Source organism: Catellatospora chokoriensis, from assembly GCF_011297315.1.
In the GTDB taxonomy this organism is placed as follows: Bacteria; Actinomycetota; Actinomycetes; order Mycobacteriales; family Micromonosporaceae; genus Catellatospora; species Catellatospora citrea.
Map to the genome: position 1 here is coordinate 111,751 of NZ_JAAOTI010000003.1, position 21,981 is coordinate 133,731.

Below are 21,981 nucleotides of genomic sequence, written 5' to 3' on the forward strand. Positions count from 1 at the left end.
GGGCGTCGGCGATCCGTCACCAGCGTGCGCCGGCCTGCTCCGGATAGTGGACCGGGGCCCCCGCCACCGGCAGCTCGTGCTGCTCGGCGAGGTCGGCCATGGCGGCCGACGACGTGGCCGCGGCGTCGGCGACCAGGTCCGGGATGCGGTCGGCCGGCACCGCCGGTGACAGCAGGTAGCCCTGCATCAGCGAGCAGCCCGCCGACCGCAGCTGCCGCCGGGTCTGCGGGTCCTCGATGCCCTCGGCGACGGTACGCAGGCCCAGCGTGCCCGCCAGCGCGATGACCGACGACACGATCGCGCTGTCGTGCTGGTCGGAGGTCATGCCCGAGACAAAGGACCGGTCGATCTTGATCTCGTCGAGCGGGATCATCCGCAGGTGCTGCAGCGACGAGAATCCGGTGCCGAAGTCGTCCAGCGCCAGCCCGACACCCAGGTCGCGCAGCTGGTCGATGGTCCGCATGGCGCGGGCCGGGTCGGCCATCAGGGCGCTCTCGGTGATCTCGAGCTGCACCATGCGGGCGGGCACCCGGTGCTCGGCCAGCCTGTTGCGCAGGCGTTCGACGAGGTCGTCGCGGAACAGGTCCCGGATGCTGACGTTGACCGAGGTGCGCAGGTCGAGGCCCGCGGCCCGCCAGCGCCCGGCCTGGGCGACGGCGTCGTCGATGATGCGGTCGGTGAGCTGGTGCATCACCGGCGTGTGCTCGATCACCGAGATCACGGTGGCGGGCGAGACGGGCCGGCCGGTCGGGTCGGTCCAGCGCAGCAGCGCCTCCACGCCGACGATCCGGCCGCTGGCCAGGTCCGCCTGCGGCTGGTAGTGCACGGCGATGCGGTCGCGGTCCTCGGTCACGATGGCGTGGCGCACCTGGTCCAGCAGGGCCAGGCGCTGCGGGTGCCGGTCGGTGCCGGGACGGTAGACGGCCACGCACACGTTGTCGCGCTTGGCCTCGTACATGGCGATGTCGGCGTGGCGCATCAGGGTGGCGAAGTCCTCGCCGTGCTGCGGGCTGACCGCGACGCCGACCGCGGCCGTGACCTCGACCTCCAGGCCGCTGAGCCGGACCGGGCCGTTGACCGCCGCGCTGATGCGCTGTGCCGCCAGCAGCGCCCGGTCGGTGTCGGCCTCGTCCAGCAGCACGCCGAACTCGTCCCCGCCGAGCCGGGCGACCAGGGCGCCGGCCGGCAGGCCGGTGCGCAGCCGCTCCGCGACGGCGGTGAGCAGCTGGTCACCGGTCTCGTGGCCGAGCGAGTCGTTGACGTACTTGAAGCCGTCGAGGTCGAGCAGGAGCAGGGTCGGGCCCTGTCCGTGGCGCAGCGGCTCGGCCAGCGCCTCGGTGTACGCGGACTGCAGGCTGGCCCGGTTGCCCAGGCCGGTGAGCGGGTCGGTGAGCGCGGCCCGCTGGCGTTCGGTCGACAGGCGCGCCATGCGCTCGACCGCGTACAGCGGCATGATCACCAGGGGCACGAAGCCGAGACTGACGTGGCCGGCGACCGCGAGCACGGGGCTCAGCATGGTCAGCGCGCCGAGGTGCACGACCGGGTCGCGCATGTTCATCAGGCGTTCGCGCAGGCTCTCCTGCGGTTGGGCGCGACCGGCGGGGTGCGGCGCGCGGCGCTGGGTGACGACGATGGTCCAGCCGTAGACGAGCACGAAGACCAGGGCCGCGCCGGCCACCGCGAGGGTGTCGTTGACCAGGTCGGCCGCCGCCACCGAGTGGAACGGGTCGGGCTCGCCGACCAGCAGCACCACGTATGCGGCGCCGAAGGCGACGGCGTACCGGGCGGCGCTGAGCACCGCGTCACGCCAGGGTTGCCGGGCCCGGACCGCGATCACGGCCACGGCCAGCGCCTGGATCGCGATCGCCGGACCGAGTTCCCAGCACAGCAGGATCGCGAAGGTGAACACCAGGGACGGGCTGATCACCGCGCCGGTGGCCTTGCCGGTGGCCGGCAGGTAGGTGACGGTCGCCGCGGCCAGCGCCAGCGTCGCCATCACCCAGAACGGGACCTTCTCCATCGCGAGCGGGATCTGCGCCAGGGTCAGGATGGCCAGCACGGCTCCGGTCAACGTCAGCACGACCGGCACCGTCGCCGGTCGTCGGATCAGGGGCAGGCCACTTACAGCCAGTGGCGTCACATCGCCCTCCCAAGGCATTTCGTGGGCTGAGAACACACGAGCCGCCAGCCTAACCGACCAAATCGGGAAATCTGAGCAATCCCCGCTTTACTCAGATTTCGCCCACATCGGCAGCGCATCGGGAATGCCGCCCCGGACCATGCGGGCGCACCACTCCAGCAACAGGGGTGATCAGGCGCACCACGCCTGCACCGGGTCAGCTGTCTTCGATCATCCGGTCGAGTCGGCGGACCAGCGCGGCGTGCTCGTCGGCCAGCCTGCGCACACGCTCGGTGTCCCGCGCGTCCAGGGTGCGGCGCAGCTCGGCGACGGTGTTGAGCTCGCGCTCCCACCGGGCCACCTGACCGGCGTCTGGCGCGGTCCTGCCCTCCTCCTGCTCGATGAGCACGGAGTAGCACACGATCGCGATACCCATGATGTCCAGAGCCGTCTGGTGGCTCACCGCCAGCCCTGCCGGCAGGGCGCTCTCCGGCGCGTTGTGCGCCACCGACTCGGTCACCGACACCTCCATGTCGACCGGTGCGCCGCAAGATGATCGGCCACCGTGCTGGACGATACGCCCTGCCCGCAGGGCCACGACAGCAGCATCGGGCACAAGGTGAACGAGGTCATCCACCGCGCCGACGCAGGCGCGGAGCGGGCCGTCGGGCCACCCGCGAAGCGGGCGGGCCCGGCCACCGCGACCGCCTCGCGAGCGGGGTTACGGGCCGGACCGCAAGGCATCGATTGACATCACGATGGCGGCCGCGTAGGTTGCGTCGGAAAGCGCTTTCCATTTCCGTGCGGCGTCCCCCGTGGGACGCCGACGCCCCACAGAGTGGAGCCCACACATGCCCATCACCGACCTGTTCCGCCGTGCCCGATGGCGGCCGGTGGCGACCGCCGCCGCCGGCCTGGCCCTGGCCACCGCGCTGGCCACGCTGGCCTTCACCGCCACCGCCGCGGCGGCCACCCTCTACGCCGACGACTTCGAGGACGGCAACTCCGCCGGCTGGACCTCCTCCGGCGGGAGCTGGGCCGTCGCCACCGATGGCAGCAGGGTGCTGCGCCAGTCCGGCACCAGCGCGGACGCCCGCGCGCGGGCCGGGTCGTCGTCCTGGCGGGACTACACGGTCACCGCCCGGGTCAAGCCCACCGCCTTCAACGGGTCCAACCGCTTCACCGCCGTCATCGCCCGGGCTCAGTCGAACACCAGCTACTACTACCTGGCCCTGCGGTCCAATCACACCGTGGAGTTGAAGAAGCTGGTCGGCGGCTCGTCCACCACCCTGGCCACCGGTTCGGTCACCGTCACCACCGGCGCCTGGTACACCCTGGCGCTGTCGGTGTCGGGGACCGCCCTGCGCGGCACGATCAACGGCGCGACCGCGCTGACCGCCACCGACGCCCAGTTCGCCACGGGCGGTATCGGCGTCGCGACCTTCTACGCCGCCGCGTCGTTCGACGACGTGACCGTGTCCGACAGCGCCGCGCCCTCCCCCAGCGCCTCGCCACCGGCCTCGCCCACGCCGTCGAGCAGCCCGTCGGCCCAGCCGTCGGCCAGCCCGCCGCCGGTCGGCGCGATCGTGGTGGCCAAGGACGGCAGCGGCCACCACACCACCGTGCAGGCCGCCGTCGACGCCGTGCCCGCGAACAACACCGGCCGCGTCACCATCAGCATCAAACCCGGCACGTACCGGGAGCTGGTGACCGTGCCCGCGAACAAGCCGTTCGTCTCGTTCGTCGGCACCACCGGCAACGCCGCCGACGTCGTCATCACGTACGACAACGCCAGCGGCACCCCCAAACCCGACGGCAGCGGCACCTACGGCACCACCGGCAGCACCTCGGTGCTGCTGGAGGGCAACGACTTCACCGCCCGCAACCTCACCTTCTCGAACACCTTCGACGAGGCCGCCCACGACTACAGCGCCGAGCAGGCCGTCGCCGTGACGACCCGCGGCGACCGGCTGGTCTTCGACAACGTGCGGATCCTCGGCAACCAGGACACGCTGCAGCCGAGCTCGCCCAACGCGGCGACCGTCAGCCGGGCGTACTACCGGAACTGCTACATCGAAGGCGACGTCGACTTCATCTTCGGGCGGGGCACGGCGGTCTTCGACCGCTGCGAGATCCGCTCGCTCAATCGCGGGTCGACCAGCAACAACGGGTACGTCACCGCGGCCTCGACCACGATCACCAACCCGTACGGCTACCTGTTCACCCGGTGCACGCTGACCACCGCGTCCGACGTCGCCGCGCAGAGCGTCCACCTCGGACGTCCCTGGCACCCCAGCGGCGACGTCAACGCCATCGCGCAGGTGCTGTTCCGCGACTCCGTGCTGGGCGCGCACATCAAGGACGCCCCCTGGACGGACATGTCCGGCTTCTCCTGGCGGGACGCCCGGTTCTTCGAGTACCACAACACCGGGCCCGGCTCGACCGTCACCGCCGACCGGCCGCAGCTGCCCGACGCGGACGCGCCGCAGTTCACCGCACAGGCATACCTGGCGGGTGGCGACGGCTGGAACCCCGTCAGCTGACCTGTTAAGAAGGGCACCTTCTACAACGCATGGCGATGTGAAGGTGCCCTTCCTTCAGGAAAGCGGGCGGAGGAAGGCGTCGAGGGCGGTGCGGAAGGCGGCGGGCTGCTCCACCCAGGGGTGGTGTCCGCACCCGTCGATCACTGCGAGTTCGCCCGCCGGGAAGAGCGCGGACAGCGCGCGCACCGGGGCCAGCCCCGCGCTGCAGTCCTGCGCCCCGGCGACGACCAGCACGGGCGCGAGAACCTCGGCCAGGCGCGACGCGAGATCCGCGGGCGGCTCGACGCTGAAATAGGCCCGGTTCGCGGCGAAGCAGTACAGCGCGGTGGACGCGTGGTCCCGTTCCCGCTCGCCCCACGCGGCGTAGCCCAGCGGGGCGACCTGCTGGTACCACGCGTTGAAGCCCGCGTCGTCGTGGCTGCCGGGTCCGGTCGCCCAGCCCGCGACGGCGGCGTCGAACACCGGATCACCGCGCCGGGCGTCGATCAGCGCCGGGGTGTCGGACGGCTCGTCGACCAGGTAACCGGCGGGCGGGGTGACCAGCACGAGGCCCGCGAGCCGGTCGGGGAACCGCGCCGCGTAGCTGATCGCCAGCCGGGTGCCCGCCGAATGACCCAGCAGCAGCAACCGGTCGAGGCCCAGGTGGAGGCGCAGCTGCTCGACGTCCTCGGCCTGCCGCCAGAAGGACGCCGTCTGCACGGAATCGGGCAGCGGCGTACGCCCGACACCGCGCAGGTGCGGCAGGATCAGGCGTTGCGCGTCGCCGAGCCCGGCCAGGTCGCCCAGGTAACGCGGATGCATGGCCGCGCCGCCGGCGAGCGCCACGACCGGTGGCCGGTCGGCGCCTGCCTGGGTCAGCTCGTCGTAGTGCAGCGTGGCTCCGTCGGAGCCGAAGTAGGTCGGCATAGGTGGTTCGCCTTTCGCGGGGATGCCTCACGGGCGCCCCGGCGGCCGCCTACGTCAGATCGACCGCACTGCCTTGAGGAGGGGGAGCACCCAGCCTGATGTCGCGGTAATGGGTCTCACCTCCCCTGGTCGGTCGCGTGAGCGGTGACGTTACCAGACGATCATGCGAGGCTGTCGGCGGCGGCCAGCTCCGCCACGATGTCCAGGTGCCCGGCGTGGCGGGCGTACTCCTGCAGCAGGTGGAACAGGACGCGCTCCAGGGTCGGCGGTTCGGCCCCCTCCCAGCGTTCGCCGGGGCGGCCGACCGTCGACAGGTCCGCGGCCAGGACCACCTCGCGGGTGTGCTCGCCCTGCGCCAGCAGCACGGCGACCAGTTCGGTCAGCGACTCGGACGGGTCCACGTGCCAGCGGCCGTCGCGCCCGTCGCCCCACGGGTAGCCGACGTCGCGGCCCTCGAAACCCCACTCGATCCACCGCAGCTCCACGTACCGCAGGTGCTTGAGCAGCTCCACCGGCGTCCAGCCGGACGGCAGCCGGCTGTGCCGCTGCTCGGCCTCGGACAGCCGCTTGACGGTGGTGATGACGGTGGCCCGGTAGTGGTCGAGGTATGCGGTGAACACCTCGTTGCGGGAGCCGATCGGCACGGTCGGGCTGGGCGGGGAGTCGGTCACCTGTCCGAGTATGCCGTCCCCTGCCGCCGCTGCCCCGGGCTGCGGATCTCGACGCGCCGGTCGCCAGGCGGCGAGCACCGGCGGCGCGAGAACGTGCGGTGTGCCGGTGGTGAGACACCGGCACACCGCACGCCGTACGCGACCCGAACCGGGCTCAGAAGACCGGGACGCCCTCGCGGACCAGCCGCCAGTTCTGCTGGAAGAAGTCGGCCGGGTCGATCGAGCCCTTGGCCTGCGCCCAGTCGATGAGCAGCTGGCGGATCTCCTGCTGCTCGTTGTAGACCTGCGTCTTGACGATGCCGGGGAAGCCGCCGCCGCCGCTGCGCCGGTAGTTGTTCACCGCGACCACGAACTGGTCGGCGTCGGCGACCGGGGTCGTCGTGCCGGCGTGGTTGAGGACCGTGATCCGCTGGCCCACCGGCTTGCTGATGTCGATCTCGTAGTCGACGCCGGAGAACGTGTCGTAGTTGTAGTCCGGCACGGTCGGCTCGCTGATCGCGGCCGGGTCGACGGGCGCGCCCGGCGCGAGCGTGCGGAAGTACTTGGCCGAGTACTCCAGGTAGGCCCGGACCTCGGCGCCGGTGAGCACCACGGCCTCGAGGGTGTTGTCGTAGATGTACAGCCCGGCCAGGTCCTTGATCTTCACGTCGCCGGCCGGGAACAGCGCGGTGCGGCTGAACGGCGCGGCGATCGACAGCACGGGCAGGCCGGCCTGCGGGGTGCCGGCCATGGCCGCGGCCACCGTGTCGGTCTGCACCTTGTTGATGAAGTCGAGGATCGGCGTGTCGACGTAGCGGGACTGCTCCGCGGACAGCTCCACCACCGAGGTGGCGACCACCTGGTTGATGTAGGCCACGGTCTTGTCGTGCTGCGCCTTGACCGCGGCCACGACCTTCGGGTCCTCGACCACGGTGTTCGTGTTCAGCATGGTCGCGTGCTTGGCGGTGACCTTCCAGCGGCCGCGCTCGCGGCTGAGCGTGAAGTCCATCCGGGTCACCCGCTGGCCCCACTTGGACGGCTCGGACAGCAGCACCAGCTCGCCGGTCGCCTCGTTGGCGACGAACTTCTCCACGACCTCGTTGTGCGCGTGGCCGAACAGGATCGCGTCGATGCCGGGCACCTGCTGCGCGATCAGGGCGGTCGGGTTCTCGTTGGGCAGCAGGTCGCCGTAGCTGGACACGCCGTTGTCGCCGCCGTGCGCGGAGATCAGCACGATGTCGGCGCCGTGGTCACGCATGATCGGCACGTACTTCGCCGCGGTCGCGATCATGTCCTCGAAGCGGAGCTTGCCCTCGACGTTGGCCTTGTCCCAGATCGCCACACCCGGGTTGGTCAGGCCCAGGATGCCCACCCGCAGCGACGGCGCGCCGTGGCCCAGCGACACCTTCTTGATCACGTACGGCGTGAACGCCGGCTTGCCCGAGCGCGCCTTGACCGCGTTCGCGGCCAGCGCGGGGAAACCGAGCTGGCGGATCCACAGGTCCAGCAGCGGCAAGCCGTAGTTGAACTCGTGGTTGCCCAGCGTGATGGCGTCGTAGTCGATGACGTTCATCGCGCGGGCCATCGGGTGCCGCTCGCCCGTCGACGTGATCGGCTCCTGCTTGGCGTAGAACGTCGCCAGCGGGGTGCCCTGGATCGTGTCGCCCGCGTCGAGGACCAGCGTGGCCTTGCCCTTGCGCTCGGCGCGGATCTGGTTGACCAGAGTGGCCACCTTCGCGACGCCGACGTCGTTGTGCGCGCTGTCGTCGTACTCCTTGTCGCGGTAGTAGTCCCAGTTGAAGACGTTGCCGTGGGTGTCCGAGGTGCCGAGGACCGTCAGGTCGTAGGTCTTCGGCTGCCCGTGCCCGGCCGCCTGGGCCGGGACGGCGGCGACCAGCGGTCCCGCGACGACGGCCGCGGCTGCGCCGGTGAGCAGCTGCCGCCGCGACGGCATACCGGAGGGGGAGGTCATGTCTCGCGCCTTTCCATGGGGGTCGCGCCCGGTGGGGCGCCGCCCCGCACCCTAACCAAACAGGTGAACCCCTGCCACCCGATCGACCAAGACCGCTGGCCCGGCACCGACCACGCCCCGTGATCGCCCGACTTGCCGGGCACATGTGCGTATCTTGAACACTTTTTCGCACATCTGCCCGGCAAGTCGGGTGACCTTGGACGCGCGGTGCCGCGGCGGCGGAGTTACCGTGCTGCGATGGAGCAGCGCATCAGCATCGTCACGCTCGGGGTCGCCGATCTGGCTCGGGCCAAGGCCTTCTACGAGGGACTGGGCTGGCGGGGCCAGGAGATCGAGCAGACCGTCTTCTTCCAGACCGGCGGCATCGCGGTGGTGCTCTGGGGGCGGGACAAGGTCGCCGCCGACGCCGGTGTCGCGGACCTGGGCGGGGACGGGTTCGGCGGCGTGTGCCTGGCCCACAACGTACGCAGCCGCGCCGAGGTCGACGAGATCATGGCGGTGGCGGCCAAGGTCGGGGCCACGGTGACCAAGGGCGCCGCGGAGACCTTCTACGGCGGCTACGCGGGCTACTTCACCGACCCCGACGGCCACGTCTGGGAGGTCGCGCACAATCCGGGCTTCACGCTGGCTCCCGACGGATCGCTGATCCTGCCCGACTTCGGCGGCACGGCGGCCTGAGTCTTCGGCTTCGACCGTTGGGAAGGGCACCTTCCACAACGCATGGCGATGTGAAGGTGCCCTTCCTTGCTCAGAAGGCGATGAAGCCGTACAGGGCGAGGTGGTTGGATTTCGTGCCGCCGACGGTGTGGCCGATCGGCGAGGACTGCACCGTGCCCCGGATGAACAGGTAGTCGATCTTGCTGGAGCCGTTGGTCGCACCCGCGCCGTAGCCGGTCATCCCGTAGCCGCTGAGCGTGCTCGCCGGGATGCCGGTGCGGTTGGCGTCGATGCCGACGATCCTGATCGTGGAGGCGTTGAGCAGGCTGGTGGCGTCGGCCCCGAGGTGGATGCCGGTGCCGCCGACGCCCTTGTCGCCGGCGCCCGCGCAGGCGTTCTGCCGGTTCTCCTGCGGCAGATGCATGGTCGCCACGAACACGCTGGTGCCGGTCGCCTTGACGGTGAAGCGGGCGGCGATGGCGCTGGTGCGCTTCCACTTCCACTCGTCGGTGCCGCCGTCGTCGTTGTTCGGCGGCTTGTACAGCGTGCAGCCCGCACCGTTGCCGTAGGCCGTGCCCGGCTTGAGCCAGCCCGCGCTCCAGTACGCCGACACGTCGCCTGCGGCCAGGCTCAGCCGCTGCGTGTTGTAGATGATCCCGTTGGTCTGCTTCTTCTTCAGGTCGCCCAGGGACTGGTCATCGCACTTGTGGGTGCTGCCCCACGGTTCCGGGTCGTCCCAGACCACGATCGCGCGGTACGTGCCCGCCGGGTAGCCGAACTTCGCCGACAGCTGGTCGGCGTACGCGGACGCCTGCCCCGTGCCGCGCACCTGCTGCACGATGAGCACGTCGGGCGCGACGACACCACTGGTGCCGGTGCGTCCGGCGTCGTCGACCAGCATCGAGGTCAGGTGGTCCGGGCCGGAGATCCGGGTGCACGACCCGTCGGCGTTGTTGGTCACCAGGTTCTCGATGTTGTTGCTGTAGACCCGCAGCACCCGATCCGCGGCGGCGGCCGCCGGGGCGACCCCCGGCGCGGCGGACGAAGCGACCGGGGTCGTGATCCCCGCGGCCAGCAGCATTGCCGCCAGCGCCGCAGCCTGAGTGAACCTACGATGACGAACCGGCATGGGGCTTCCTTCCCGTCCACGGACAGCCGACCGGTTCACGATGGCGGCATTGCCTACATTCGCCCTACATCGGCGCTATACCCGGTGGCCGAGTGGCACAGCGGAACCGGGCGGTTCACTTCTTCGCGGCGGACACGTCGACGCAGAGGATCCCCTTGTTGCCGTCCTGGTCGGCGATCACGGTGAGCGAGGGCGCATTGCTGTCGTCGACGACGGTCCCACCAGCGGCGAGTGCGGCGGCGATCCGCTGCTCGGCCACCTCGGGCGCCACATAGACCTCGACGTGGAACCGCTGACGCGTGGACTCGTGCTCGTCGGCGTCCCCGAACCACAGGTTCGGCACCCGTCCCGTGGCGTCCCGGATCTCGTCGCTGGGGGACCCGTGGCCCTGGGACTCGGGGTTCCCGGTCAGCAGGGCGGCCCACACCGGGGCGATGGTCGCGGAGTGCGCCGTGTCGAGGCCGAGTTCGATCATGCTGACCGAGGCCGGGTCGGCGTCGACCTTGTGGTCGGCGGCGATCTCGGTGATCCGTCGCGCAAGGTCGACGTCCTGCTGGGTCACCCATTCGATGACGTGCTCGGTGCCCTCGCCGTCGCGGTAGACGGCGTCGTCGGTGATCAGCTTGAGGTCGACGTACCCGTCGCCGATGGACACGCGCGGGTGGTGGCCGAGCACGTCGCCCGCCTCGCCCACCGCGGTGACGAACCGAACGGCGGCGCCGAAGTCTCCGACCAGGTAGCGGGCATGCAGTCCCTGGGCCAACTTGCGCCAGTCGCTCAGGTCGGCCTCGGCGATCTTCTCGCTCCGCAGCATGTCCATAGACGGGACACTATCCCGGATCCCGCCGTGGCGCTCGCGCGCGTGGCCCGCTCACCGGTGCCGGTGTTCGCTGTGCCCGGCGCCGCTGCCCCACCTCTCCGCGACGGGACCGGGAATCGCTCGCCACGACACCCGCTGTCGGCGGCGGCAGATAGCCTGGTCTCCCGATGGCCATCCACGGCATGCATCCTGGAGCGACCACGCGGGACAAACGGTGACCGCGGGGTTGATCGGGCGCGCCCACCCGTCGGCGGTGCTGCACGACGAGGTCAACCGGGCGCTGGCCGGGCTGGGCGGCCTGGTGCTGGTCGCCGGCGAGGCGGGCATCGGCAAGACGTCACTGCTCACCGCCGCGATGGCCCAGGCGCGCGCCGCCGGGGCCCTGGTCGTCGCCGGGACCTGCTGGGACGAGCAGAGCGCGCCCGGGTTCTGGCCCTGGACGCAGGTGCTGCGGGCGATTCGCCGCGGCGTCGGCGAGGACGGCTGGACGGCGGCCCGGCAGGCCGGCGGAACCGGGCTGTCGGTCCTGCTCGGCGAGGGCGGCCCGGACGCCGTCCAAGCGGCGCTGGACGGCGAGTTCCCGCTGTTCGACGCGGTCACCACCGCTCTGGTCGCGCTGTCGCAGCGCCGCCCGGTCGTGGTGGTGCTGGACGACCTGCACTGGGCCGACGCGGCGTCGCTGCGACTGCTCCGGTTCGCCGCGCAGCACACCTGGTCGGAGCGGGTCCTGCTGATCGGCGCCTACCGCGACGTCGAGGTGGACAACCCCGGGCACCCGCTGCGGGCGCTGATGGTGCCACTGTCGGTGAAAGCCACCACGATCACCCTCACCGGGCTCGCTCGCGACGAGGTCGCCGAGCTGATGGCCCGCACCGCGGGGACCGCCCCGGACCCGGCCCTGGCCGCCGAGGTGCACCGGCGCACCGGCGGCAATCCGTTCTTCGTGGAGCAGACGGCACGGCTCTGGCACAGCGGCGGCGGCGTGACCGCGGTCGCGCCGGGGGTGCGTGATGCGCTGACCCGGCGGCTGGCGCTGCTCCCGGCAGACGTCACGGGAGTGCTGTCCGCCGCGGCGGTGCTCGGCCGGGAGTTCGATCAGCCGGTGCTCGCGGCGACCGCGGGCACCCCGGCGGCCGAGGCGGACCGGCTGCTGGCGCAGGCCGAGGAGGCCCGCCTGGTCGCCGCGCTCGGCTCGCAGCGCTACGGGTTCACCCACGACCTGGTCCGTGAGGCGCTGCACGACGGGCTGTCCGAGCCGGCCCGGCAGGAGCTCCATGCGGCAGTGGTACGGGCGGCCGCGGCGTCGCCGGAGCTCGCCGGGCAGGTGCTGCCCGCCGACCTGGCCCGGCACGCGTACGCGGCCGGCCCGCTGCTGGAACCGGAGGTCGCGGTGGCGCGGCTGCTGGCGGCGGCCACGGACGCGGGCGACCGGCTGGCCACCGACGAGGCGATCGCGCACTACCGGCGGGCCATGGAGCTGGTGCGGGAGCCCGTCCGGCGGGTGCGGGTGCTGATCGACCTGGGCCGGGCCGTGTACCACGTCGGCGACAAGGCGGCGGGCTGGCGGCTGTTCGAACAGGCCGCCGTGCTGGCCCGCGAGACCGGCGACGGGGAGCTGCTGGCCTGGGTGGCGCTGATCGTCTTCCGGCACGGCCGCGACGGCGACGCGCACACCGAGCTGCGGCACACGTTGCTCCGCGACGCGTACCGGACCCTGATCGGTGGCGGCGCGGACGCGGCGACCCCGGAGCAGCTGGCGCAGAGCCTGGTCATGCGCACCGAGCTGCTGGCCCGCACGGGCCGCGACGACGAGGCGCTGATGTTCAGCCTCTGGGCGCGCCACGACATCAGCTGGGGACCCGGCGGCGCGCGGGAGCGGGAGGCGCTGACCGCCGAGATGGAGCAGGTCAGCCGCCGCTCGGCGGACACCGGCACCGAGGCGCTGGCCGCGTCGTTCCGCTGGGTCGCGCTGCTGGAGCTGGGCGACCCGGGCTACCTGGCACAGCTGCGCGCGTTCGTGGCGGCGGCCGAGCGCGACGGCAGCCTGCGCATGCGCATCTCGCTGCTGGTCGACCAGGCGATCATCGCCACCACGACGGGCCGCTTCGGCGAGGCCGAGGCACTGCTCGCGCAGCTGCGCGGCATCGAGGGCCACGGCCACGCCGACTTCGCGTTCATGCAGTACCACCTGGACTGGGCACTGGCGATGCAGCGTGGTCGGTTCGACGAGGCGGCGCGGCTGCTGGCGCAGCTGGAGACGCGGGATCACCCGTACCTGCCGCTGATCCAGGCGATCACCGCGGTGGAGCACGGGGACACCGATGAGGCGCTGCGGCTGATCGCGGCCGCTGAGGCGCGCAGCGAGCACGACCCGTACCCGACCTCGGTCACCCGGTTGTGGCTGCGCCTGCGGGCGCAGCTGGCCGCCGCCACCGCCGATCCGGACCGGTGTGCCAAGGCCCGCGAGGCGCTGACCCCGTATCGCGGCGAATGGGCGCTGTCGCTGTGGGGCTGCGACGTCAGCGGCCCGTTGGACTTCTGGCTGGCCGAGGTCGACGCCGCGGCGCGGCGCTGGGACGACGCCGTCGCCGAGTACACGGCGGCCGCGGAGTCGGCCGAGCGGATGCAGGCCCGGCCTTGGGCGGTGCGGGCCCGCGCGGGACTGGCCCGCGCCCTGACCGACCGGGACGGCCCCGGCGATGCGCAGATCGCCGCCGTGCTCCGTGACCAGGTGTCCCGCGAAGCAGCCGAGCTGGGCATGGCGCACCTGACCACGACCGTCCCGGGACCGCCCGACGCCACAGCGAGCGCGGCGACCGACAGCCGGGACGGCACGGGCCTTCGGCCGGCGGACACCGACTGCGAGTTCCGGCGGGAGGACGCCACCTGGCGGCTGCGGTATGCGGGCCGCACCGTGCACCTTCCCGACGCCAAGGGCCTGCGCGACCTGCACGAGCTGCTCAGCCGTCCCGGCACCGACATCCCGGCCGTGGAGCTGGCCGACCCGCCCGGCGGTGCGACGGCCGTCGCGGCCCGGCGGATGGGCGCCGACCCGGTGCTGGACGAGACCGCGAAGGCGCAGTACCGGCTGCGGCTCGCCCGGCTCGACGACGAACTCGACGACGCCGCCCGACGGGACGACGCGGCCCGCCAAGCGGCGCTGGAGTCCGAACGCGAGGCGCTGCTCGCGGAGTTGCGAGCGGCCGCGGGCCTCGGTGGGCGCACTCGCCGGCTGGGTGACGACGGCGAGCGCGCCCGCAAGGCGGTCACCGGCCGCATCCGCGACCTGCTGCGGCGGCTCGACGACCTGCACCCGGAACTGGCCGCGCACCTGCGGGAGAGCGTGTCGACCGGCAACGCCTGCGGTTACCACCCGCAGCCGGCGCCGCCCTGGCGGCTGTGAGAGCCACCAGGGCGGCGGGCTGTCACTTGCGGTTGTACCGGTACATGGTCAGCGCGCCGAACACGGCGGTGCACACCGCGCTAGCCACCAGCACCCAGGTGATCGCCCCGGCGTCGGGAGCGCCGGCCATCACCGAGCGCACCGCGGCCACCAGGTGGGTGATCGGGTTGACGTCGACGAACGCCTGCAGCCAGCCGGGCATCGTGGTGGGCCGCACGAACACGTTGCTGAGGAAGGTCAGCGGGAACAGCACCAGCATGCTGACGCCCATCACCGACTTCTCGCTGCGCAGGATGAGGCCCAGCCAGGTCCAGATCCAGGAGAACGCGAACGAGAACACCACCAGCAGGCCGATGCCGGCCAGCACGCCCAGCACCCCGCCGCCGGGCCGGAAGCCCAGCACCATGCCCACGCCCATGATCACGGTCGCAGCCAGCACGTAGCGCAGCACGTCACCGAGGATCATGCCGACCAGCGCCGCCGGCCGCCACACCGCCAGGGTGCGGAAGCGGTCGAAGACGCCCTTCTCGATGTCGGTGTTGAGGCCGACCCCGGTGTACATCGTGATCATGACGACGCTGGTGACCATGATGCCGGGCAGCAGGTACTGCAGGTATTCGCGGGGCGAACCGGCCAGTGCGCCGCCGAACAGGTACGTGAACATCAGCGTCATGATGATCGGGAACATCGTGACGTCGAACAGCTGCTCGGGCACGTGCTTGATCTTCAGCATGGCGCGCCAGCCGAAGGTCAGCGACGCCGACAGCGGGCCGGGCCGGCGCGGTTTCTCGCCGGGTGCCAACACCGCGGCGATGGTCTCGGCCGACGGCGTGTAGGCCGTGGCGTCAGGGGCGACGGTCGTCGTGCTCATGCCTGCTCCTCGTTGCGGGCGGCCTTGTCGGTCAGGGCCAGGAACACCTCGTCGAGGCTGGGCTGGCCGAGCGAGAACTCGTCGACGACGATGCCCGCCCCCGCCAGCTCGGCCAGGGCCCGCGAGCCCGCCGCGGCGGCGTCCACCGCGGCACCGGAGCCGCCCACCCGCGCGGTCAGCGCCACCGGGTCGGCCTCCTGCTGCACGGTCGTGTCCAGCACCTTCGCCAGGATCCGTTCCGCCTCGGGTCGCTGGGCGGCGTCGCGCAGCCGCAGGTGCACGGTGCCGGCACCGATCGAGGACTTGAGCTGCCCCGGGGTGCCCTCGGCGATGACCCTGCCCTCGTCGATGACCGCGATCCGGCCCGCGAGCTGGTCCGCCTCGTCGAGGTACTGCGTGGTCAGCAGCACGGTGGTGCCCTGCGCCACCACCGCCCGGATGATCTCCCACACCTGGTTGCGGCTACGCGGGTCCAGGCCCGTCGTCGGCTCGTCCAGGAACAGCAGGTCGGGGGTGTTCAGGATGCTGGCGGCGATGTCGATGCGCCGCCGCATGCCGCCGGAGTACTTCTTCACCTGCCGGTCGGCCGCGTCGGTCAGCCCGAACGCCGCCAGCAGCTGCGCCGCGCGCTCCCGGGCGGCCGGCTTGCGGTAGCCGAGCAGCCTGCTCAGCAGGATCAGGTTCTCGGTGCCGGTCAGGTCCTCGTCCACGGACGCGTACTGGCCGGTCAGGCTGACCCGGGTGCGCACCGCGTCGGCCTCGGTGCGCAGGTCGTGCCCGAACACCCGGGCCTCTCCCCCGTCGGGGCGCAGCAGGGTGGCGAGCATGCGCACCGCCGTGGTCTTGCCCGCCCCGTTGGGCCCGAGCAGGCCGTACACCGTCCCGGCGGGGACCGCCAGATCGAGCCCGTCCACCGCCCGGGTCTTGCCGAATGTCTTGACCAGCCCGGATGTCTCCACCGCCAGGCCGGTTCGGTTCACCGCCATCAGAATCCTCTCGTCCACCACGTCAGCGGCCGGGTCGCACGGTGCACCGACCCCGCCACCCTGTATGCGCCAGACGCCCCGCCAGATCAGATCTGGCGGGGCGTGCGTCTCGCCGCCACCCGGTCAACCGGGAACGCGCGGCGGGTGGACACGGGTCAGCCGAACACGCGCAGTTCGTAGACGCGGGTGGCGATGTCGGCGTTCTGGGCGGGGGTGCCGACGTTCAGGCGGACATAGCGGCCGCTGACGCTCACCGGGTGGGTGCTGGTGGCCGCGGTGTTGGCGGTGACGTTGACGGCCTGCGTCCAGGTCACGCCGTCGGCGGACACCGAGATGGTGAAGGCCCTGGTGTTCAGGGTCGCCGACTCGCCGCCCGCCTGGGCGTGGGCCACCTCGAACCGGTTGATCGCCCGGGTCGCGCCGAGGTCGACGCGCAGCCAGGCCCCGGTCACGGCGGAGCAGAACTTGTCGCTGTTGCCGCCGTTGACGGTGCCGTTCACGGCCTTCTCCGGGCCTTCGGACGCCGTGCAGGCGGTGGTGCCGGTCGCCGGGCGGTTCAGTGCCAGGTTGGTCCCCACGCCGACGGGCGGGCCGACGGCGACGTTGTCGAAGGCGGCCGCGGCGCTGAACACCCGCAGCCCGGTCGCGCCCGTCGGGTAGGTCCCGTCCGTGACGCTGATCTTCGGGGTTGCCAGGTCGTCGACGTACACCTTGATGGAGGATCCGACGGCGGTCACCCGCAGCCGGTAGGTCGTGCCGACCGCGACGGTCATGGGTGTGGCCTGCAACTGGGTCCAGTTGTTGTTGACCCGGCCGAGCACCACGCGGCCCGCGGGGCTGATGCCCGCGTAGTAGCCGGTGTAGCTGTCGGTGCCGGTGCCCGCGTCGGTGACCCGGAAGATCACCCCGGCGTCGCCGCCGCCCGAGGTCACCACGACGTCGGCGTCGTAGGTGGCGTCGCCGAAGTTGGTGTCCAGCAGCGCCTTGCCGCCCAGCGAGGTCGCCGCCTGGTAGCGGCCGCCCGTGGCCGACCAGGAGCCGCCGTACGTGCGCCAGCCCAGCGTGTTGTTGTCGGCGAAGTTGTCGCGCACCCGCATCGTCACCGGGGCGATCGTGCCGTCGGCGTTGAAGACCATCCGGTCGTACGCGAGCTGCCGGCGGTTGCCGTCGGTCTCGCTGAGCGGGCGGCGGTGGTAGACGATGTACCAGGTGTCGGTGCCGGGAATGTTGACCACGGAGTTGTGCCCCGAGCCCCGGGCCACGGCCGCGTCCTGGGCGAGCACCTTGCCGAGCCGGGTGAACGGGCCCAGCGGCGAGTTCGCGATGGCGTACGCGACGGAGTAGTCGGGGCCGGTCCAGCCGCCTTCCGACCACATCAGGTAGTACCTGCCGTTGCGCTTGAACATCTGCGGGCCCTCGACATAGCCCGCGGGCGTGATCTCCTTGTAGACCGTGCCGTCGGCGTGCGTGCCGAGGCTGATCATGTCGGCGTTCAGCTTGACCACGTTGGCATGGCCCCAGCCGCCGTAGTACACGTACGCCTGGCCCTCGTCGTCGATGAAGACGTCCTGGTCGATGGGCTGCGCCCCGTTCTGGAACTGGGCGATCAGCGGGCGCCCCAGCGCGTCGGTGTAGGGCCCCTGGGGCTGGGTCGCCACGGCCACGCCGATGCCGCCGAGACTGGCGTTGTTCTGGATGTCGTTGGCCGCGAAGTAGAGGTAGTACTTGCCGTTGCGCTGGATCGGCGCGGGCGCCCACATCGCGTACGACGCCCAGGAGACGTTCGCCTTGGTCAGCACGTTGGGGTGCTTGGTCCAGTTGACCAGGTCGGTGGACGAGAACGCGTCGAGGTAGGTCTGCTCGGCGTAGCTCTTCGAGGTGGTCGGGAACACCCAGTAGCGGTCGCCGTAGACGACGGTGTCGGGATCGGCGTACCAGCCGTCGGTGAACGGGTTGCCCGCCTCGCTGGTGGTGTAGTCGGGTGGCGCGGCCGGGACCGCGGGCGCGCCGAGGAGCATTCCGGCGAGGGCGGCGAGCAGGGACGCGGCGGCGATGCGGCGGGGACGGATGCCCATCGGCTCTCCCATCAGGGGGTCGGGTCGGCTTCGTTCACGTTCCATCTCGAATCAACGAAACCGAACACACGGGAACGAGAAGTGGCCGCCGTACCACCGGTCATCAATATACGTCGACACATGACGATGCGGTGCGTGGATCTCATGCACCGCGGGCGAACCGGCGATTACACCGATGCAGACGGTGGGGCGCTGCTCCGATGCTCGTTGGCACCACGCATCTCGTCCCAACGGAGGGCTCCCCCATGCGTATCCGCCAACGCCTCACCGCCGTCGGCGCGGCCCTGGCCGCCGCCGCGGCACTCGTGGTCGCCCCGTCCTCGCCCGCGAACGCGGCGACCAGCACACCGGTGATCTTCGTGCACGGTTTCATCGGCAACTCGTCGAACTGGACGACCGCGCTGTCGGTCTTCCGGGCCGGCGGCTTCACCCGCCTCTACACCTACGACTACAACTGGGCCGGCTCCAACCAGATCAGCGCGGCCGGGCTGCGCGACAAGGTGAACCAGGTCAAGGCGCAGACCGGCGCGTCGAAGGTCGCCATCGTCAACCACTCGATGGGCGGCCTGGTCACCCGCTGGTACCTGGAGGAGATGGGCGGCTCGGCCAACGTCAGCCACGTCGCCTCGATCGCCGGCGCCAATCACGGCACCACGTACGCCGGCGCGTGCCTGATCAACGTCTCGTGCATCGAGATGTACCCGGGTTCGCTGTTCCTGCTCGACCTCGCCGACGGCGACGAGACGCCCGGCACCGGCAAGTACCGCACCTGGTACTCGGCCTGCGACGGCATCATCATCCCGTACACCAGCACCCGGCTGGACGGGGCGACCAACACCAACGTGGCGTGCGAGACCCACATCGGGTTCCTCACCAACACCAGCGTGCTGACCCAGATCCGCGGCTTCATCGCGGCCTGACCGGTGACCCGGCGCTCCCCGCCGCCCGGGCGGGGAGCGCCGCCGCGCTCAGACCGATTCGAGTTCCCGGGGCGCGTCCTCGCCGGACGGATCCTCGGGTGCGACCGGGCGCTTCTTCGGCAGGCCCGCCCTGATGGCGACGTAGTACAGCCAGCTGCCGACCAGGACCATCGCGGCCGCCACGGGCAACCGGTACGGACCGGGCAGGTACATCGCCAGGAACCAGGACTTGACGTCCACGCCGACCAGCAGGAAGACCAGCGGCACGAGGCCCTGCGGGAACAGCGCGATCGAGCCCAGCGTCCAGCCGATCAGCGAGGTCCAGACACCCTGCTTGGGCACCTCGATCCGGACCACCGGCTTGCTGCTGCGGCCGGTGCGCATCAGCAGGAGCAGCTCCGGCCCGCGCGCCCGCAGGCGCCCGCTCGCGACCCGGCCGAGCCACCACGCCAGCAGGACACCGGTGGCCACGCCCACGAGAACACCTGCCCACAGCAGGACAGCGTTGTCGTACGCCGTGCCGATGGCGAGCACGGCCGCCGCCGGGATGCCCGGCAGCAGCCCGCCCCAGAACATGACGTTGGCCTGGCCGGTCGTGTCGCCGTGTTCGAGCGGGTTCTCGGGGCGCTTGTGGGCGTCGGGACCAGGCGCGAGCGCCACCACGGACATCAGCGCGGCCAGCCCGGCCCCGCCGCCGAGCAGCGCCGGGACCAGGGCGAGCACCCAGGGCCACGCCCAGGCCAGCCCGCTCCACGCGGTGCACACCACCGCGACCACGACCGTCACCGGCCCGAAGACGAGCAGGTACGCCAGCTGGCGTCCGCGCACGTCGGCGCGCTCGCTGCCGGTGAGCAGGGTCAGCCACAGCGCGGTGCCGTCCTGCCCGTACAGGTTGACCGCGGACGCGCCCGCCATCACCGCCAGCGCCGGCGCGGCCCACGGCAGCAGCAGCTTCTCCCCGAACGTCAGCGGCAGCAGGGTCGTGCCGAGCGCCCAGGCGAGCGGCACGAACACCGTCTGCGTCCGCAGCGGGTCACGCCACCAGGTGCGCAGTTCCTTGCGCAGCACGGTCCCGGTGCGCCCGGCGAACAGGCCCCGGCCCGCCGCGGCGAGCCCGCGCGAGCCGCGGATGGTCGTCCGGGCCCGGCGCGGCGTGCCGAGGCTGCGGCTCCACGCGAGCAGCAGCAGGACGATCAGCAAGGCCAGCCCGGCCAGTGCGCCCAGCGCCCACCACCACCGCCCCTGGGCGGCCGACTCGACGGCGACCAGGCCCCAGCCGGACGGCACGGCTCGCACAGTGCCGGCGAAGCCCGGCCCGAAGCCGGTGGTGAGCACGCCGGAGACCTGGATCGCGACGGCGACCATCCAGCCGGACTGGGCGAGCACCATCATCGCGGCCACGAGCACGCCGGTGAACGCCGCACCCGTCCGCGACTTGGCCACCACCCCGAACGCGACCGCCGCGACCCGGGACAGCAGCACCACGAACACGAGCTGCAGCACGACCGCCGGGACCGCGACGAGCACCGCCGCCGGGCCGAGCCGCGCGGCGTAGACGAGCAGGCTGAGGAACGCCAGCAGGGTCACCGCGGCGGTGACGGCGACGAAGGCCGCGCCGAGCAGGCCGACGGCGAGCCGCCGGCGCGGCACCGGCAGCAGGCCGAAGTGGTCGGCGCGCAGCAGCGTCGAACCGCCCCAGGCCGGCCCGACCACCCAGCCCAGCATCCACATCAGGTAGACGGCGGCGAGCAGGTCGGCGACCACGGTCGGGTGGGCGGTCCGCACCAGGCCGAGCCAGATCGTGCCGGCCGCGAGCCCGAGCCCGAGGACGCCGCCGACGACCATCAGCGCGGCCTTGCCGCCGGTCATGGAGTGGCGCAGGATCGCCACCTTCATCCGGATCAGGATGCGGGCCTCGGCCGGCAGCGCGCTCAGGACGCCAGCCACGACAAGCCCTCCCGGTCGCCGGTGTCGACGCCGACGAGCCGGACGAACGCCTCCTCCAGCGTGCCGTCGCCGCGTACGTCGCCGAGCGGGCCGGCGGCCACGACCCTGCCCTTGGCCATCACCGCGACGGTGTCGCACAGCTGCTCGACCAGTGCCATGACGTGGCTGGACAGGATCACCGACCCGCCCGCGGCCACGAACCTGACCAGGATCGACTTGAGCGCGGCCGCCGAGACCGGGTCGACCGCCTCGAACGGCTCGTCCAGCACCAGCAGCCGGGGACCGTGCAGCAGCGCGGTGGCCAGGCCGATCTTCTTGCGCATGCCGGTGGAGTAGTCGACCACGAGGGTGCGTTCGGCGTCGTTGAGCTCCATGACGTCGAGCAGCTCCTGGACGCGCCCGGTCAGCACGTGGTCGGGAATCCCGCGCAGCTGGCCGAGGAACGTCAGCAGTTCCCGGCCGGTGAGGCGTTCGGGCATGGCGAGCCCGTCGGGCAGCACGCCCATGAGCGCCTTCGCCCGGTCCGGGTCCGCCCAGACGTCGACGCCGAGCACCGCCGACCTGCCGCCGTCGGGCCGCAGCAGGCCCACCGCCATCGACAGCGCGGTCGTCTTGCCCGCGCCGTTGGGCCCGACCAGGCCGAAGAACGAGCCCTGCGGCACGGCCAGGTCGACGTGGTCGACGGCGACGGTGTCGCCGAACGCCTTGTGCAGGGCGGTCAACCGCAGCGCCGCCACCGGTTCCGCACCGCTCGACTGCCTCGTCTCCACCGTCACTCCCCCGCCTGCCGCGTCCCGCGCGGTGGTGATGTGGTCGCCGGCACCCGCCCCGACCAGTTCGTCGCGCTCGCCTCGACCGGATGGCCGTTCGGGGCGTCGATCGAGGCCATGCTCGCGTGCAGCCGTTGCTCTGCGGACATTCCCGCTCACGCCCCCTCCGTGCCGGTGCCCCGGCCCGACGCAGGCTCCATATTAGAGGTTCGC

Annotated in this window: 15 protein-coding genes and 1 pseudogene; 4 read left to right on the plus strand and 12 right to left on the minus strand. The window is 72.0% G+C overall.

The window, feature by feature from the left end:
- Positions 1–16: 16 nt before the first annotated feature.
- Both HAV39_RS05520 and HAV39_RS05525 read right to left on the minus strand, forming a co-directional pair.
- Complete coding sequence (locus HAV39_RS05520) at positions 17–2,080, minus strand: putative bifunctional diguanylate cyclase/phosphodiesterase (protein ID WP_191838091.1); 2,064 nt, start codon at positions 2,078–2,080, stop codon at positions 17–19.
- 256 nt (positions 2,081–2,336) lie between these two features.
- Positions 2,337–2,639, minus strand: a complete 303-nt coding sequence (locus HAV39_RS05525; RefSeq protein WP_191838092.1) for a hypothetical protein — start codon at positions 2,637–2,639, stop codon at positions 2,337–2,339.
- A 331-nt stretch (positions 2,640–2,970) separates the two neighbouring features.
- Between HAV39_RS05525 and HAV39_RS05530 the strand changes: the two genes are divergently transcribed.
- On the plus strand, positions 2,971–4,662 hold the full coding sequence (locus HAV39_RS05530; protein ID WP_191838093.1) for a pectinesterase family protein: 1,692 nt from the start codon (positions 2,971–2,973) through the stop codon (positions 4,660–4,662).
- Between the two features lie 54 nt (positions 4,663–4,716).
- On the opposite strand, the gene HAV39_RS05535 is transcribed toward HAV39_RS05530, so the two are convergent.
- The 3 genes from HAV39_RS05535 to HAV39_RS05545 all read right to left on the minus strand — a co-directional run bounded on the left by HAV39_RS05535 (position 4,717) and on the right by HAV39_RS05545 (position 8,190).
- Positions 4,717–5,568, minus strand: coding sequence for an alpha/beta fold hydrolase (locus HAV39_RS05535; protein ID WP_191838094.1), 852 nt, complete (start codon positions 5,566–5,568; stop codon positions 4,717–4,719).
- A 161-nt stretch (positions 5,569–5,729) separates the two neighbouring features.
- Positions 5,730–6,239 (minus strand): mycothiol transferase, encoded by a 510-nt coding sequence (locus tag HAV39_RS05540; RefSeq protein WP_191838095.1) that lies wholly within the window; start codon positions 6,237–6,239, stop codon positions 5,730–5,732.
- Positions 6,240–6,393: 154 nt separating this feature from the next.
- Positions 6,394–8,190: a bifunctional metallophosphatase/5'-nucleotidase gene (locus tag HAV39_RS05545; protein ID WP_191838096.1), complete on the minus strand. Its 1,797-nt coding sequence runs from the start codon at positions 8,188–8,190 to the stop codon at positions 6,394–6,396.
- A gap of 237 nt (positions 8,191–8,427) precedes the next feature.
- On the opposite strand from HAV39_RS05545, the gene HAV39_RS05550 reads away from it, so the two are divergent.
- Positions 8,428–8,868 carry a VOC family protein gene (locus HAV39_RS05550; protein WP_191838097.1) on the plus strand — a complete coding sequence of 147 codons (441 nt, stop codon included), beginning with the start codon at positions 8,428–8,430 and terminating at the stop codon, positions 8,866–8,868.
- 70 nt (positions 8,869–8,938) lie between these two features.
- Here HAV39_RS05550 and HAV39_RS05555 read toward each other — a convergent pair whose 3' ends face one another.
- Positions 8,939–9,976, minus strand: coding sequence for a hypothetical protein (locus tag HAV39_RS05555; protein ID WP_191838098.1), 1,038 nt, complete (start codon positions 9,974–9,976; stop codon positions 8,939–8,941).
- Between the two features lie 115 nt (positions 9,977–10,091).
- A complete protein-coding gene (locus HAV39_RS05560; protein WP_191838099.1) occupies positions 10,092–10,796 on the minus strand; it encodes a VOC family protein in 705 nt (234 codons plus the stop codon).
- A 214-nt stretch (positions 10,797–11,010) separates the two neighbouring features.
- Between HAV39_RS05560 and HAV39_RS05565 the strand changes: the two genes are divergently transcribed.
- Positions 11,011–14,199, plus strand: a complete 3,189-nt coding sequence (locus HAV39_RS05565; protein WP_275413974.1) for an ATP-binding protein — start codon at positions 11,011–11,013, stop codon at positions 14,197–14,199.
- 22 nt (positions 14,200–14,221) lie between these two features.
- Here the strand turns inward: HAV39_RS05565 and HAV39_RS05570 are convergent, their stop codons facing one another.
- The 3 genes and pseudogenes from HAV39_RS05570 to HAV39_RS05580 all read right to left on the minus strand — a co-directional run.
- Entirely contained in the window at positions 14,222–15,070 is an 849-nt protein-coding gene (locus HAV39_RS05570; RefSeq protein WP_191838101.1) for an ABC transporter permease, read from the minus strand.
- On the minus strand, positions 15,067–16,056 hold the full coding sequence (locus tag HAV39_RS05575) for an ATP-binding cassette domain-containing protein (RefSeq protein ID WP_191838102.1): 990 nt from the start codon (positions 16,054–16,056) through the stop codon (positions 15,067–15,069). The genes HAV39_RS05570 and HAV39_RS05575 overlap by 4 nt, the downstream gene beginning before the upstream one ends.
- 155 nt (positions 16,057–16,211) lie before the next feature.
- A pseudogene (locus HAV39_RS05580) lies at positions 16,212–18,002 on the minus strand (family 43 glycosylhydrolase); the annotation flags it as partial.
- A 374-nt stretch (positions 18,003–18,376) separates the two neighbouring features.
- On the opposite strand from HAV39_RS05580, the gene HAV39_RS05585 reads away from it, so the two are divergent.
- Positions 18,377–19,051, plus strand: a complete 675-nt coding sequence (locus HAV39_RS05585) for an esterase/lipase family protein (protein WP_203736624.1) — start codon at positions 18,377–18,379, stop codon at positions 19,049–19,051.
- Positions 19,052–19,099: 48 nt separating this feature from the next.
- Here the strand turns inward: HAV39_RS05585 and HAV39_RS05590 are convergent, their stop codons facing one another.
- Together HAV39_RS05590 and HAV39_RS05595 are read right to left on the minus strand one after the other, a co-directional pair.
- Positions 19,100–20,998, minus strand: a complete 1,899-nt coding sequence (locus HAV39_RS05590) for a hypothetical protein (RefSeq protein ID WP_191838105.1) — start codon at positions 20,996–20,998, stop codon at positions 19,100–19,102.
- Positions 20,983–21,768 (minus strand): ABC transporter ATP-binding protein, encoded by a 786-nt coding sequence (locus HAV39_RS05595; RefSeq protein WP_373311853.1) that lies wholly within the window; start codon positions 21,766–21,768, stop codon positions 20,983–20,985. The genes HAV39_RS05590 and HAV39_RS05595 overlap by 16 nt, the downstream gene beginning before the upstream one ends.
- Positions 21,769–21,981 lie beyond the last annotated feature (213 nt).

Bases quoted from the DNA above. Each gene is read 5' to 3' on its own strand.
- HAV39_RS05530 (WP_191838093.1), top strand. From the start codon at position 2,971: ATGCCCATCACCGACCTGTTCCGCCGTGCCCGATGGCGGCCGGTGGCG.
- HAV39_RS05535 (WP_191838094.1), bottom strand. From the start codon at position 5,568: ATGCCGACCTACTTCGGCTCCGACGGAGCCACGCTGCACTACGACGAG.
- HAV39_RS05545 (WP_191838096.1), bottom strand. From the start codon at position 8,190: ATGACCTCCCCCTCCGGTATGCCGTCGCGGCGGCAGCTGCTCACCGGC.
- HAV39_RS05550 (WP_191838097.1), top strand. From the start codon at position 8,428: ATGGAGCAGCGCATCAGCATCGTCACGCTCGGGGTCGCCGATCTGGCT.
- HAV39_RS05555 (WP_191838098.1), bottom strand. From the start codon at position 9,976: ATGCCGGTTCGTCATCGTAGGTTCACTCAGGCTGCGGCGCTGGCGGCA.
- HAV39_RS05560 (WP_191838099.1), bottom strand. From the start codon at position 10,796: ATGGACATGCTGCGGAGCGAGAAGATCGCCGAGGCCGACCTGAGCGAC.
- HAV39_RS05570 (WP_191838101.1), bottom strand. From the start codon at position 15,070: ATGAGCACGACGACCGTCGCCCCTGACGCCACGGCCTACACGCCGTCG.
- HAV39_RS05575 (WP_191838102.1), bottom strand. From the start codon at position 16,056: ATGGCGGTGAACCGAACCGGCCTGGCGGTGGAGACATCCGGGCTGGTC.
- HAV39_RS05585 (WP_203736624.1), top strand. From the start codon at position 18,377: ATGCGTATCCGCCAACGCCTCACCGCCGTCGGCGCGGCCCTGGCCGCC.